Genomic DNA, 13,545 nt, shown 5'->3' on the forward strand with positions numbered 1-13,545 from the left:
CTTTGTTCCGCCTCCGGCGGCCGAATGCTCGTTTCGTTCGTTTCGCGCGTCCCCGCACGAATTGCCCGCCTCCGGCAAGGGAGTTGGGAAATTTGGCCTCCGGCCAATTTCCCAACTTGCGTGCCTCCGGCACGAAAAGCGGCGACAAAGGGTTTGTGCCTCCGGCACAAAAAGGAGGGTGCTGGATTTGATTGTGGGGGTGGGGAGTTGGGGAATGGGTTGAGGCGGTGTCATGCCCTGTTTCCCTAGGGTGGGTTGAGGGGGAATCTTCGATTCCCTGAGACCCGGGAGGAATTGAATTGTATTCCGTGGAGAAAAGTAAACCACGGAATACGAGAACAGAGCAACAGGGCCCCTCCGGGGCCCCGTTACCCAGGAACCAGGAACAGAAGGAGCGGTGTGAGACGCGTGCCTCCGGCAGTGGCCCTGCGCAGCGCGAACGCGGCGGCTAGGCCGACGGCAACAGAACACCCCGTGCCCGATCCCCGATGCCGTCGCGCCGACCAAGCCCGCCCTCCGTCTCTCAACTCTTTTCTACAGGGCAGGGAGTAGCGGCAGCAGAGGGGATGTCTAAGGGCCGTCAGGCGCCGCTACATGGCTTCAGCAGGGGCGATGGCTGAGCCGGGGGGAGGGTCCGGCAGGAGTTGACGCATGAGCAGTCGCATTAGCTGACGTCATGTCAGGCGCAGCAGATGTCTGCGGATTGGCTGGTCATAGGGGGTTGTGCACAAGGAGGGAAGTATCTAGTATCGAAGTTGTAAGGCACTCCGGGTGACGCCGGAGCGGCCACGCCGAACACGAAGGGATGCCCCGCAATGGAGGCAGCATCAGCCGTCGAGTTGCTCAAGCAGCTCGTCTACAAGCCCGGTTGGACCATCGACGCGGAGGACCACACTCACCGTTTTGAGGGCACGGTGAAAGTCAGGTTCACATTCCCCGCTCACCGGTCAGAGCGGAATTTCGCGCCGGAAGGCTACCCGGAGAAGATCACCACGTACGCCGAATTCCCCATCGTTGTCGCGGACTGTGACGATGTGGAGCTGTACCGCCGAGTCCTCGTCAAGATCATGGAGGTTGAGCTTCACGAGGCTCGCGAGTTCCTTCGGGTTCCGCCCACCTATTGGGCCCCCTTCCACCCGCACCGCGTCGACGGCATGAAGCGGTGGGGGGAAGCCCCGGGAGACCTCCTTTACGGAATCTCCTAGCCGGACACTCCCGGACGGGGGCGGCATCTCATCTGCGCCCCCGTTCGGGAGGCCAAGGCCCGAGCCCCCGATCCTCCCCGCCGGAGGACACTCAGTCAGTGAGGAAGTCATGAGCCTGAACGTGATCATCGTGTTTGTCGTCGTTGTGGCCTGCTGGGCATACAGCAAGGGCCGCACCCGAGGCCAAAGCGAAAACATCGCCAGGGCCGTTGCGCGGCTCATCGAGAAGAAGTGACCGGGCTCAGGGGGGCGTGCCCGCCCTACGGGCCGCCCCCGTCCAGGGAGCTGCCGCCCGAGCAGGTTTCGCCCTGGTTCCAGTACGCCTACGTGTTCTTCGCTCTGCTCACGGCAGTGAGCGGGACGATGGCGGCGATCACGGGCCTGTTCTTCTAGTTCTTCTGGTGGTGGGTTGGCCACACGTGGCCAACCCACCCGGGTCACGGGCCCGAGGAGGCCGGCACCTGCGCCGTGCGCCCGCCGGCCGGGCCAGGAGCCGGCCTCTACCGGCCGGGCCGGACGGCCGGGCAGGGGCTGCCCGCCAGCCCCGTTGCCCATCGCGGTGCGCGCGCCTGTTCGTTGGTGCGGGGGAGCTGCCGCCCACCGCCCGTCATCCACCGCCCACCGCCCCCAGCCGTGGCAACAGAGGCTTGCATTTTCCGCAGCTATTATCTAGTATCGAAGTACATCGGGTGACGCCGATGGAACGCCGAACAACACGAAGGGGGAGCCCAAGTGGCTCACGAGCCCAACCAGATCACCGCGCACCCCGCGGTGGCCAACACCCGCAATACGTCCCTTGAGGACTTGCTCCGGATCCTGGAGCGGGACCAGGACGCGAAGATCGACATGGTGGCCCCTGCGTCGGCCATCACCTCGGTTGACGGCAATCTCACCGTGACCGGTGTTGACCCGGTCCTGACGCCCAGCGGCGTGACACGCGCCGACGGCGCCTATCGCCCGACCGCCGTTGCGGACGAGGGGATTGCCGACAAGCTGAAGATCCCTACCGCCTACCTGCGCCGTATGCGCGCCGAGGCAGTCGACCTGTACGACCTCAACGTCAACGGGTGGCTGCAGAAGGACCCGGCACGGCGCTTCCTGCTCCGCGCGTTCAAGGGGGAGCCGGGCGTACTGCGCGCGTGGCTCTCCGATGGGTACAAGATCATCGACCATCTGGACATGCTCACCGCCGTGTTGGCGGGGATCCGGGAGGCCGGGCACGACGTGAAGATCACGGGTGCCGACCTCACGGAGCGGCGCATGATCGTGCGGGTGGAGTCCGAGCACGTTGCTGCGCTCGCCCCCGAACTGCTGCGCGGGTACCGGTCGCCGTTCACCGGGCAGACGGGCGATGAACTGCCCATCGTTTCGGCCGGGTTCGTCCTCACCAACAGCGAGGTGGGCAGCGGCAAGTACGCGATCACGCCCCGCATCGTGGCGAGGGTGTGCGGGAACGGTTTGACGATCACCAAGGACGCGTTCGGCAAGGTGCACCTCGGCGCGAAGATGAGCGAGGGCGTCGTTGAGTTCTCCCAGGACACCCAGGAGAAGAACCTGACGCTGATCACTGCTCAGACGCGTGACGCGGTGGCGACGTTCATGAACCGTGACTACGTCGAGCGCAAGCTTGCCGACATCCAGCGGGAGGCAGGCCGCGAGGTCACCAGCCCGGCGGAGACCGTCGAACTGGTGGCGAAGCAGCTCCGGTTCTCGGACAGCGTGCGTGAGTCGGTGTTCGCCCACTTCATCAAGGGTGGCCAGACCACGGCAGGCGGGATCATGCAGGCGGTCACCGCGACGGCTCAGACTCTGGAGGACGGTGACGCGGCGTACGAGCTGGAGACGCAGGCTCTGTCCGCGATGAGCATCGCCGCAGCGGCGTAGCCGCCTCTAAGCCCCGGCGGGAGCGTGGCGGCCTCCCGCTCCCGCCGGAGGTTTGACTTTCGAGCAGGTTTTATCTAGTATCGAAGCTAAAGGTTGAGGGGTGACGCCCTCAACCGTCGCCGAATCAACACGAGGGGGAACGCCTCATGGGCGCCCACAGCTCTTCATTCCGCCCGGCTCAGGCACGCCTGGCAGCAGTCACCGCGCACGCCGTGACGACCACGACCGACGTGATGCGGGCGGCTGGTCGCGGACGACACCAGATCACCACGGCCGCCCAGCCGGAGAACGCCGATCCCGTCGTCGCCCAAGCAGGGTTCGAGGTGATCGGCGAAGGCGAAGACGCTCTCTGGAGCGGCTCCAAGGCCGAGGCGGCCCAGGTCGCCGAAGTCATGACGCTCGCCTTCATCCTTGCCAGGGGCAGCGTTGTCCTCGGCACCACGTCGCCGACCGGCGAGGAGTCCGTGCGCGCCTGGATGATCACTGGCCATACGCTCACGCCGCTCACGGCAGATGAGGCCCGCCACGTATTCCGTGAAACGGGCGGCCGGGACTCGACTCCCGTCGCCTACCGGACGGCCTTTGCCGTTCCGGCTTCCGCCACCGCGTAGCCCGTCTGCGCCCCAGTCCGGCGGCCAGTGCTCCCCCCACGTCTGGCCGCCACCCGGCCGCCGCCCCGCTCCCCCCGTCCGGGGCGGCGGCCACCCTCCCAGACCAGCGGCCGCGCGACCCCCCGCGCGTGGCCGCTCCCAGGGCCGCCGCCCCGGAATCTCCGGCAGGCGGGGCGGCGGCCCACCCCCGAGGGCCCGTAGCTCAGAGGCAGAGCAGGCGCCTTAAAAGCGCACAGTGTCGCCGGTTCGAATCCGGTCGGGTCCACCCCAACCGCCCCACGACGGAGGAGACATGACCGACCCCGCCCACCAGAGCCCTGATTCCCAGCCCGCCACCCCCAGCCCGAAGGGCCCCAAGCGCACCAGCGCCCAGGAGGTGATCCAGTTCGTCATCGAGCAGAAGAACCTCGCGGACCTGGACGTCGAGATCGATTTCGAAGCACTGGCCCGGCTTGACGACATGTCCGACGACGAGGCCGCAGCACTCATCGACGAAACGATGGCGCGGATCATGTTCAGCTGACCAGCGGCCGGGGGTCCGTCCGCGCCCCGGCCGCTCCCAGGGCCGCGCCCCGCCCTCCTGGGCGCGGCCCTCCCCTCCCCCTCACTGCCGAGGTGCTGTAGCTCAGCTGGTAGAGCGCCGGTCTTATAAGCCGTTGAGGTCGTGGGTTCGAGTCCCACCAGCACTACACACAGCCAGGCCAGCCGCACCGCGCGACGCTGCCCGCACCGGGCGCCGTCGACGCGGGCGCCCGCCGGCCTCCAGACGCCGTACCCGCCCCGGCGACCGGGTACGGCCAGCCCGGCCAGTTCGTCACTGGCCGAGGGTTCGCCGCCCCGACGCCGCTTCCCGGCAAGGGCGGCGGACCCGCCGACCGCCCCTGTGTCCCCTCCGACTGCTGGGAGTTCTGATCATGAACGCCGAGTTCCTCGTCATCGACACGCCGTCCGGCAGGGTGCGCGCCGCCGCTCAGCCCCTGACCGGTGACGCCATCGTGTACACCCTCACGGGCGCGCTGCGCGGCAGTGTGCATGTGACCGGCACCCACCATCCGTGCCGTTGGGACCAGTTCACCGCGTTGCGCGTGAGTCTCGGCTCTGTCAACGCCATGGAGGCTTGCGCGCCGGCGGAGTCCCTGCCGCGCAGGCGCGGGGGCGCGACCGGCTATACCGGCAGCCTGGTGTGGTGGTTCGACGGGGCCGGCGCCGACCGCCCCCAGGCGGAGGTTTCTGTGTCCCCGTTGGACTCACCGGCCGGGAGGGCTCCGTCTGCCCGGACGGGCGAGAGTCTCGCTCTGGTCATGCGCAGGTGCGCCGAGGACGCCGCCCACCGCCCCGACCTGCCCCGCCTGCTCGCCGCCGCCCGCGAGCGTGAGGCTCCTCGTCTCCTGCGGTTCCTGACCTGGTCGGCGGGGCGGGGAGCGGCTGAGGCGGACCGCTACGAGCGCCAGGCCCGGGACTTGCGCCGGGATTCCCGGAATGCCGTCGCGATTTGGTGGACCGCCGCCGGGTGGCTCACCGCCCTGCCGCACCCCGTCCTCGTCCTGCTCCTCATGGACTACCGGGGGTCGCTGGCGCGTCGCGCCTGCCTCCTGCCCGGCTATGCCGAGCAGACGGAAGAGATGGCCTGTGAGGAGCGCGAGCGCGTTGGGCGCCTGCGCGCGGAGATTTCATCTCTGCGCGGCCAACTGCGGTCGCTCAGGCGGGGACGCCGCCCCGCCGTGCGGTAGGGCTCGCGCCCTCCCAACTCATCGCTCCTGCCCGGGAATACCGGAACAGCGCCACTTGTTAATCTAGTATCGAAGCTGCTTGGAGTGACGTCCCGGCAGTCGCCGAAACTGCACGAAGGGAAGCCTCAGCCATGGGCTACGACATGTACCTCGTACGTTCCCCCGAGGGCGAGGACGAAGCGCACGAAAGGGCCAGCAGGTCATTCGACGCGGCCGCAAACTACCGCGACCGGCTCGACCTGCCGTTCGAGCACCCCGCCTACCAGGCCGCCCAGAGAGAGGTCGCCAGGGCCTACGACGCGATGGAGGCCACCCGCACCACGCACTTCTACCTCACGACCTGGTCGATGAGTGAGTGCCGGGCCGTGATGGACCACTTCGGCATGCTGACCGCCACTCAGCCACCCGCACGCCCCACCCCCGAGACCTACGGGACCACCCTCCATGAGTCCGTGGCCGCCCCGGGAGGGGACGCGGCTCCGGCCGGAGTCCTGCGCTACCGCAAGGCGCTTGAGGAGCGGCTGGCCGAGGCCCCGCCCAACCCCGTCGGCATCGCGGCCCACAAGCTCGGCGGCGACGAGGGCTGGACCGTCACCCCCGGCGAGATCCTTGCCGCGCTCGCGGCGTACGAGTCCGGCAGGACCGCCAATCCCGCGCTGCTGTCCGAGGTCATCGAGGACGCCGACTGGTGGCCAGAGTGGATCGACTACCTCAAGCACGCCGCCAGCCACGGCGGGTTCCGCACCTACGGGCCCCCTGTGGCCTGACATCCCCCGCCGCCGGTCATTGCGACACGGCCGGGGCCCAGACCGGCCGGGCCCGTTCCCTTCGTCCCGGGGCCCGGCCGCCACGGCCCGGCACGCGGTCGAGCCTTCGGTGCGTCCCCGAACCCGCACCCGCGCTCCCGCGTGCCGGGCCGACCACCTCCCACGCAGCGAACACGAGAGCCAGTCATGCCCAAAACCCCCTCCGCCCTGCTCCTGACCTGCAACGCACAACTCGTGGAGATCGATCTGCCGTTCGGCCACGACGATGAATCCGACGCCGAGCGCCGTGCCGTGATGCGCGCAACCCTGCGCTGCGATCTCTTCGACGTCGTCGCCCTGACCCGCCAATGGGACATGTGGATCGACGACGAGGGTCTGTACAACCACCCGGTGAATCCCGCCGCGACCGCGCTTGCACGCCGGTTCGGTTTCACGCATCAGGCGTACTACGGCCCCGCCCTGCTCACCGGAGGCCCCGACTCGGAAGGCAACACCCTGCCGCTGCTCAAGCAGCAGCTCGTCGGCCTCTTGCTCACCCTCGAAGACCTGTGACAGCACCGCCGGACACACCCGACGGGCGCAGCCGCCCGCTCCCCTCCTCCCCCCTGACCGGCCGCGCTCGGCCTCTGAGGTCCGGCTGCCACGGCCCGGCCCGTGGTTGAACGCGACCCCGCACGGCCATTCCTTCCCCGGCCGCGCGCAGCTCCTACGGGCCGGCGGGCCTCCGCCCACGGCGCACCGGCCCGGCGCTCCCGCCGGCAGACATCCGAGCCGCCCTCGGCGCCCACTGCGATCTGGAGTACTCGCCATGCCCGACCCCGCCACCCTGCCCGAGCCTTTCGAGACCGCAGCCCAGGCATTCAAGGCGCTGCTGGACACCCTCGGGGCGGGCCGCCATCACCTCGTGTGCAGCGCCCACACCGACCTGGGAAGCTTCGCCTCAGTCTCGACGACCGTCGACCGTGCGCCGGACGACCAGGACCTCATGGAGGCGGACGGCGAGGGCTCGCTGATGTTCTGCCACCTGTTGGCACAGACCTCGCTCGGCTACCGGGACGCGGCGATCTTCACCCGCACCTACGCCTCCGAGGACAGAGCCGTCCTGCGCGGCTGGCGCGTCACCGCCGGGTGGCCCGAACCCATGGAAGCGGCCGACGTGTTCGCCGCGTACTGCACTGACCTCGCCACTGGGGATCCGATCCCGCCCGAGCCGGGCACGGACTACCAGGCGGGCATCCTGCTCGCACCCAACCGGCCCGGCAGCAGCGCGTGATGCCCGCCAGGGCGCCCCGCCCGTCCAGGACGGGCCGAGTGGGATGCAGCCGTTTGCTTTCACCGTCGTTATTATCTAGTATCGAAGTACACACGGTGTTCTGCGGACCCGCTCCTCCACCCGCGTCGACGTCCCGCCGCCGTGAACTCACTGCCCGAGAGGAACGCACCCGACATGTCGCGTGCCGAAGACCCCGCCCCCATGCCCACCGGTTGGCCCCCGGCCCGCTATCAAGCCGTCCGACGCGCCATGAAGGTGTTCCGGCTCGCGGATCACCTGCTGCGCCACGGACTCGCCTACACACCCGCCGACGCCACCGACGCGCTGATCCGCACGGCTGCCCAGCAGACCGGCCAGAACACGCCGTCCGAGACCACGTGCGCACTCGTACGCGCATCCCTCGCGCTGCTGCTCTCCCCGATCAAAGGCGACGCCAGCGGACGTGTGATGCGCATCGAAATCACCATCGGCGACCACCCCACGGCATGACCCGGCGGGCCGGACGCCCCGGCCCGCCACGCACCACCATCACAGGAGTACCGACCATGTCCACCGCCCCCCAGGCGAAGAAGACCACGAAGACACCCGCCAAAGCCGCCGCGACCGCACCGCCCGCGCCAGCGGCCGTCGAGGACGCCCAGGACCAGATCGTCCGCCTCGACCCAGCCCTGATCGTGCGCGACGACTACAACGCCCGGACCACCGACACCGGCCCGGACGACGACCTCAAGGCGTCCGTGGCCGAACTCGGCGTCCAGGATCCCATCCACGTCCGGCCCCAGGCAGACGGAACATACAGCGCGTTCAAGGGATGGCGGCGTGCACAGGCCCAGCAGGCCACCAACGCCACGGCCGAGGCCGAGGGCAGGCCCGTGCGCATGATCCCTGCGATCATCCGCGCCGACCTGGTCGGCGACGACGCGATGACCCACTTGCTGTCGCTGATCGAGAACGATCACCGCGAGCAGATGCATGACCGCGACCGGGTCAAGGCAATCGAGACGCTGGCGCTCATCGACGTCAGCGAGGAGCAGCGCGAGACGATGGCCCGCGCGCTGAAGATCAAGCGGGCCGAGCTGCGCGCGGCGCGTGAGGCCGCCCGTCTGGACGACGCCCATCTCCGCCGTGCCACCGTCCAGGGCTTCGACCTGATGCAGATGGCAGAGATGGCCGAGGTCAGCGAGGTCACCCGGGCCGTTCAGGTCCTGGAGGAGGCTCACGCCAAGGACGCTGGCGAGGAAGGCGGCGGGCGCGGCCACTGGGATCAGGCCATGGCCAGCCTCCGCCAGACCAAGGCCGACACAGAAGCCCGCAAGAAGGCAGTGGCCGAGCTGGAGGAGGCCAAAGTCCCGCTGCTGCCCAACTACTACGGGTACGGGACCAAGGACACCTCCCGGCCGCTGACCGATCTGCGCACGCCCCTGGGTGCGCCTCTGACAGCGGACAAGCACGCTCACTGCTCCGGCCACAGCGCCCGCCTGGACGAGGAGTTCCAGCCGGTCTGGTACTGCTCCGACCCCGCCCAGTACGGCCACAAGCTCCGGCCTGGCGCCAAGCAGGCCAAGCACACGATGAGCGACGAGGAGAGGGAGGCGCGGGCACGGACCATCGCGGGCAACAAGGCGTGGAAGACCGCGCGCACGGTCCGCGAGGACTTCGTGCGGCGGCTGTGCAAGGGCAAGTCTCTGCCCGAGCCCGTGCGTCAGTTCGCCCTGCGCACGGTGATGAGTCCGCCCTACCTGTACGCGAAGTGGTGCGAGCGCGGCGACACCGAGGCCGTCGCCCTGTTGCTCGGAGTCCCCGATCCCAACGCCGACCGCTCCCGCTACAGCCGTGACGCAGACCCGTTCGACGATCTGGTCAGCCGCCAGGGCAAGGCGAAGGGCTGGCACCAGGTCTTCGCGCAGGTGGCCGCCGCCTACGAGCACAGCATGCGCGAGCCGAGGTCGTGGCAGGGCCTCAGCCGTCACCAGGCCGCCTACCTGCTGTGCCTGAAGGCGCAGGGCTACCGGCTGTCCGACGTGGAAGAACTCGCCGTCGCCAAGCACATACCCCAGCCCGACGACGAGGACCAGGCCGTCGACCAGGCCGCCTGACACCGGCAGGGCGCGGCACTGCACGCGTGCGTGCTGCGCCCTCCCCGGCCGCCTCCCTCACATCCAAGGAGTACGTCGTGTCTGACGTGTGTCCGTCGGGACGACCGCGCTACCCCGACCGCGCGAGCGCCCGCGCAGCCTTCGGAGCCTCCCACGCCCGCGGCAAGTCGCCACGCGGCTACCGCAAATGCCAGGTCTGCAACGGCTGGCATCTGACGCTCCACCGCAACTACCGCCCCCGCCGCCGCCGAGGCCCCCGGACACCGGGGCGCCCGCCGCAGAGCCTCCCGGGCCGCAGCGCCCGCCCCTAACCGCCGGCCTCCGGCGCCCCGAGCGCCTGACCGCATCCATCACCCCTGCCGCATGCCCGAAGGAGGATCCATGCAGCTCGACCTGTTCGCCGCCGAGGAGCCGCCCGAGCCCGATCCCAGCCAGCCGCGGATCCGTCTGCGTCCGGCCGACGCCCCTCCCCCAGCCGCGGAGCACACGGCATCCGCCACTGCGACGCCCCCGGCCGCCCGCCAAAGGCGGAACCGGACGCGAGGCCTGTCACCGACCTATCTCGCACTCGATGTGGCGGAGACGGTCGCCCGTGTGTGGCACCGCGCCCGCGTCGACTCCCGCCTGGAGGTCCCGGTCGGTGTGGTTGCTGTCCTTTCCCTGCTGCGTCAGGCGGACGACGGCCCGGATGTCGCCGACCATCTGATGACCTTCAGCCCCGAGGAGTTGCTCGACTTCTACCGTCGGGTGTGGGGTCTTTTGTGGATCAGCCGTCCGGAGCTCGTCGCGTGGGCATATCCGCTGCGCGGCTGGGTCGAGGAAGAGGAGCAGAGCCCGAAGCGGCTCGCTGCCGTCCACGCGGTCACCCACGCCGCGTTGAACACCGGACTGATGGAACTGACCGGCCACCCCGACCCTGCCCTGCGGTCCGATGCGGACGTCCTCGGATTCCTCGTCACCGAACTGCGCTCCCGTGGAGCGCGCGAGGCTCTCGGCCAGGTGCACACCCCGCCGGAGATGTGCGACTTGATGGTTCGCATGACGTTGTCCCCCGAGGACATTCCCGAGGGTGCGTGGCTGAGTGAGCCGACGGCCGGCACCGGCGGCATCTTCCGGGCCGCCGCGCAGTACCTGCGTGAGAGCGGCCGCAATCCGCGAGCCTACGTGTGGGCCATGAATGATCTGGACCCGATCTCCGCGGCCTGCTGCGCCGTCAATGCAGTGGTGTGGGACCTGGGTCGCAGTGTGCTGGTCTCCTGTACCGACACCCTGCATGAGGGCGACGGCACCGAACGGGCCATCGCGGAACGCGCGGCCATCATCGCCCGTCGCAACGAACTCGTGGGCCAGGCCGAGACGATCGCCGCCACCATGCAGGCCATTTCAGAAGTGGACGCCCTGATCTCTCGCGGCCCAGGACAGGCGAAGGCGTCGTGACCATGCCCTCACCGCCCGTCGACTGGTCCACGGCAGAAGGGGCCGCGATCGCTGATCTGTTCCGCCGGATCAAGGACGTCGAGAGTTGTGCCGGCGAATGGAATGGCGGCGACGTCGTCGACGTGCTGTCCCTGTGGTTCTCCGAGCTGGGAATCGACGTCGAGGCCAGCACCGACCAGGTGTGAAGCCCCAGTCAGGGCGCTTGCATCCAGCCCATTTTTTATCTAGGATCGAATTACTTGCTCGGTGAAGCGCCCCCTTCCCGGGGCTGCGTCGACATACCGCGACGGCCCTCTGCGGGCCGATCACCGCCGAGCCGCCACACACCCGTCCCGGCCTCCAGCGCCCACAGCAGGCGCGGCCCTCCCCCGCCCCCAGGCAGGGCCGCGCCCTCAAGCCGCCCGGGACCACTCGCTCAGCCTGAGGAACTCGTCATGACCACCCCCGCGTGCCCGCCCGCCGCCGTCCGGCAGCCGACCGCTGTTCAACCACGCCCCGACCACGTGAACCAACTGCCCTACCCCATCGCCGAGGACTACGTGAAGGACTGGACGTCCGAGCGCGCGCTCGTCGAACTGATCGCCAACGCACTGGACGAAGACCCGCACACTCAAGTGGGCTGGAACGACGGCACTCTGACCATCCACGATCAAGGCCCCGGCATCCCCCGCACCGGACTCCTCCTGGGAGCCTCCCGCAAGACCAGCCAGCAGATCGGCCAGTTCGGGGAAGGCAAGAAGCTCGCCGCGCTTGTCCTGGCCCGTGATCCGAGAATCGGTCCCGTCCAGTTCGACACGGTCGGCTACAGCTTCACCCCCCTCCTGAAACCGAGCACGTACCTCGCCGAGGTCCCCGGCCCGGACGACGACCAGCAGAGCCTTGTCCTGCACTACCAGTACTGGCCCACCGACCGGGAGCGCGGCACCCTCATCAGCGTTCCGTGCCCGCGTGAGGTGGCCGAGGACGCCATCGGCCGGGTCCGCTACCTCAACGACCCTTCCTACCGCCCCCCGCAGGACCACGCGGAGATCATTCTGGAAGGCCAGCCCGGACGCATCTTCGTCGGCGGCATCCTCGTCTCCACCGACACCCGGCTCGCCGCCAGCTACGACCTCCCTCTGGCCACGGCCAAGGGTGAGCAGAACCGCGACCGCACCATCGTCGACGGCGCCGCGCTGGAGGACCACATCCGCAGGGCACTCGCGGCCAGCGCCGACCCCTCCGTCATCGCCCGGTTCGTCGACCGCGCACTGAACGGGCCGCGCCTGTCGACCAGCGAGACCTATTTCAGCTCCGTCCGTGACTTCGCAGTGCGCCGCGCTTTTCGCGACCACGCCCGGACGCTCTGGAACGACGACGAGGTCTACTACAACGCCGCAGGGTCCGCGGTGGAGGACGAACTTCACCTCCAGGGCCGGGGCGTCACCTGTGTCACGAGCAGGCTGCCCCGTTACGCACACGGCTTCCTCATGCACCTGCTCGGCGTCAGGCCAGTACGGGAGGCCGTGAGCCATCATCAGCGCCAATACCCCAAAACACAGTGGGTGAAGTCCGACGATGTCAGCGCCGGGCGACGCCGCACCCTGGACCTTGCCGGTGCCGTCTTCCGCAGCGTCTTCGGTCTGGACGCGCTCGGCCAGGTCAAGATCTACCGGGAGGATGAAGCCTCAGCCCGCTACTGCTCCAGCGGCATCTACGAGCCCGCCAGCGACGTCATGGGCATCAAGGAAGCCACTCTGGACGACCTGGACGAGACACTGCGAGTGGTGTTCCACGAAGGCGGCCACCGGCGAGCAGCCAGGTCGGGCAGCCTCAGCTCATCCGATCGCAGCGAGGGATTCGAGCTGGCCATGGACGCGATGGGCGGCAGCCTGCTGAGCCTCCTCCTTACTCACGAGCCGCGCCGACTCCCGCTCCTCGACGCCGAGGCATGGCAGGGCGTCCCGCTGCCACCCGGCGCCTACCTGGCCGACCGGTCAGCTCTGAACGGCCTGCGCCAGAGCCAGGCCTCGATCAGCGAACTGCGCAAGGCCAAGCGGCTGGAGAAGGCCCCCGAGCCGCGTCGCCTGCTGGCCGAGCTCGCCACGCAGCGGATGACGGCATTGCTGGCCGAACGCGGTCTGCGCAGCGCAGGGAGGGCCGTGGCCTCTGTCGCCTGGAGTACGGCCCAGTGGAGGGTGATTGCGGATCCGCACCCGGCCGGGTACCGCCGGGCTTACGGGTTCACCTGCATCCCCGACTACGCCAAGGCCGTCGCGCTCGCCGAACTCCTCGGCATCCATGCGCCCGTGCTGTACCTCGGGCACATCGCTGTTGAAGGGCCCCTCTACAACGTCCGCCGGGGCACCGGCACATCCAACGGCCCCTGGAAGAAGCCGCTGAGCACGCACATGCCGCAGGTCATCGCAGACCTGCGTGCTCTCGGCGGGCCCTATGCGGAGCAGGCCGACGCCGTCGAGGCCATGTCGCAGGGACGCACGCCCTACGACGCGGAAGGGGCGTGGCTGCGCCCGGTGAACGAGCTGCTGGAGGCCGAGAAGCA

General features: G+C 69.2%; 15 protein-coding genes and 2 tRNA genes. All 17 read left to right on the forward strand.

The features are described from left to right. Positions 1 to 815 precede the first annotated feature (815 nt). Positions 816 to 1,205: a hypothetical protein gene (locus AC3ETA_RS46825; RefSeq protein ID WP_432199006.1), complete on the forward strand. Its 390-nt coding sequence runs from the start codon at positions 816 to 818 to the stop codon at positions 1,203 to 1,205. Between the two features lie 109 nt (positions 1,206 to 1,314). Continuing rightward, on the forward strand, positions 1,315 to 1,440 hold the full coding sequence (locus tag AC3ETA_RS46830; RefSeq protein ID WP_269644414.1) for a hypothetical protein: 126 nt from the start codon (positions 1,315 to 1,317) through the stop codon (positions 1,438 to 1,440). Beyond that, entirely contained in the window at positions 1,437 to 1,598 is a 162-nt protein-coding gene (locus AC3ETA_RS46835) for a hypothetical protein (RefSeq protein WP_432199007.1), read from the forward strand. The genes AC3ETA_RS46830 and AC3ETA_RS46835 overlap by 4 nt, the downstream gene beginning before the upstream one ends. A gap of 339 nt (positions 1,599 to 1,937) precedes the next feature. Next, on the forward strand, positions 1,938 to 3,089 hold the full coding sequence (locus AC3ETA_RS46840) for a DUF932 domain-containing protein (RefSeq protein ID WP_432199008.1): 1,152 nt from the start codon (positions 1,938 to 1,940) through the stop codon (positions 3,087 to 3,089). Positions 3,090 to 3,301: 212 nt separating this feature from the next. Further along, entirely contained in the window at positions 3,302 to 3,700 is a 399-nt protein-coding gene (locus tag AC3ETA_RS46845) for a hypothetical protein (RefSeq protein ID WP_432199009.1), read from the forward strand. Between the two features lie 191 nt (positions 3,701 to 3,891). Next, a tRNA-Leu gene (locus AC3ETA_RS46850) sits at positions 3,892 to 3,965 on the forward strand. 27 nt (positions 3,966 to 3,992) lie between these two features. Then, positions 3,993 to 4,223, forward strand: coding sequence for a hypothetical protein (locus tag AC3ETA_RS46855; protein WP_269644410.1), 231 nt, complete (start codon positions 3,993 to 3,995; stop codon positions 4,221 to 4,223). Positions 4,224 to 4,314: 91 nt separating this feature from the next. Then, a tRNA-Ile gene (locus tag AC3ETA_RS46860) sits at positions 4,315 to 4,389 on the forward strand. Between the two features lie 225 nt (positions 4,390 to 4,614). Continuing rightward, on the forward strand, positions 4,615 to 5,430 hold the full coding sequence (locus AC3ETA_RS46865) for a hypothetical protein (protein ID WP_432199010.1): 816 nt from the start codon (positions 4,615 to 4,617) through the stop codon (positions 5,428 to 5,430). Positions 5,431 to 5,561: 131 nt separating this feature from the next. Then, on the forward strand, positions 5,562 to 6,197 hold the full coding sequence (locus tag AC3ETA_RS46870; RefSeq protein ID WP_432199011.1) for a hypothetical protein: 636 nt from the start codon (positions 5,562 to 5,564) through the stop codon (positions 6,195 to 6,197). Between the two features lie 186 nt (positions 6,198 to 6,383). Beyond that, on the forward strand, positions 6,384 to 6,749 hold the full coding sequence (locus AC3ETA_RS46875) for a DUF3846 domain-containing protein (protein ID WP_126898101.1): 366 nt from the start codon (positions 6,384 to 6,386) through the stop codon (positions 6,747 to 6,749). 256 nt (positions 6,750 to 7,005) lie between these two features. Beyond that, positions 7,006 to 7,470, forward strand: coding sequence for a hypothetical protein (locus tag AC3ETA_RS46880; RefSeq protein ID WP_432199012.1), 465 nt, complete (start codon positions 7,006 to 7,008; stop codon positions 7,468 to 7,470). Between the two features lie 174 nt (positions 7,471 to 7,644). After that, positions 7,645 to 7,959: a hypothetical protein gene (locus tag AC3ETA_RS46885; RefSeq protein ID WP_432199013.1), complete on the forward strand. Its 315-nt coding sequence runs from the start codon at positions 7,645 to 7,647 to the stop codon at positions 7,957 to 7,959. Between the two features lie 56 nt (positions 7,960 to 8,015). Further along, positions 8,016 to 9,566 (forward strand): ParB/RepB/Spo0J family partition protein, encoded by a 1,551-nt coding sequence (locus AC3ETA_RS46890; RefSeq protein ID WP_432199014.1) that lies wholly within the window; start codon positions 8,016 to 8,018, stop codon positions 9,564 to 9,566. A gap of 381 nt (positions 9,567 to 9,947) precedes the next feature. After that, positions 9,948 to 11,003, forward strand: a complete 1,056-nt coding sequence (locus AC3ETA_RS46895; protein WP_432199015.1) for an N-6 DNA methylase — start codon at positions 9,948 to 9,950, stop codon at positions 11,001 to 11,003. 2 nt (positions 11,004 to 11,005) lie between these two features. Next, entirely contained in the window at positions 11,006 to 11,188 is a 183-nt protein-coding gene (locus AC3ETA_RS46900; RefSeq protein ID WP_432199016.1) for a hypothetical protein, read from the forward strand. Positions 11,189 to 11,437: 249 nt separating this feature from the next. Continuing rightward, positions 11,438 to 13,545, forward strand: a 2,108-nt coding sequence (locus tag AC3ETA_RS46905; RefSeq protein WP_432199017.1) for an ATP-binding protein, incomplete at its 3' end; no start/stop codon positions are given.

It is taken from the genome of Streptomyces sp. bgisy027, assembly GCF_057710365.1.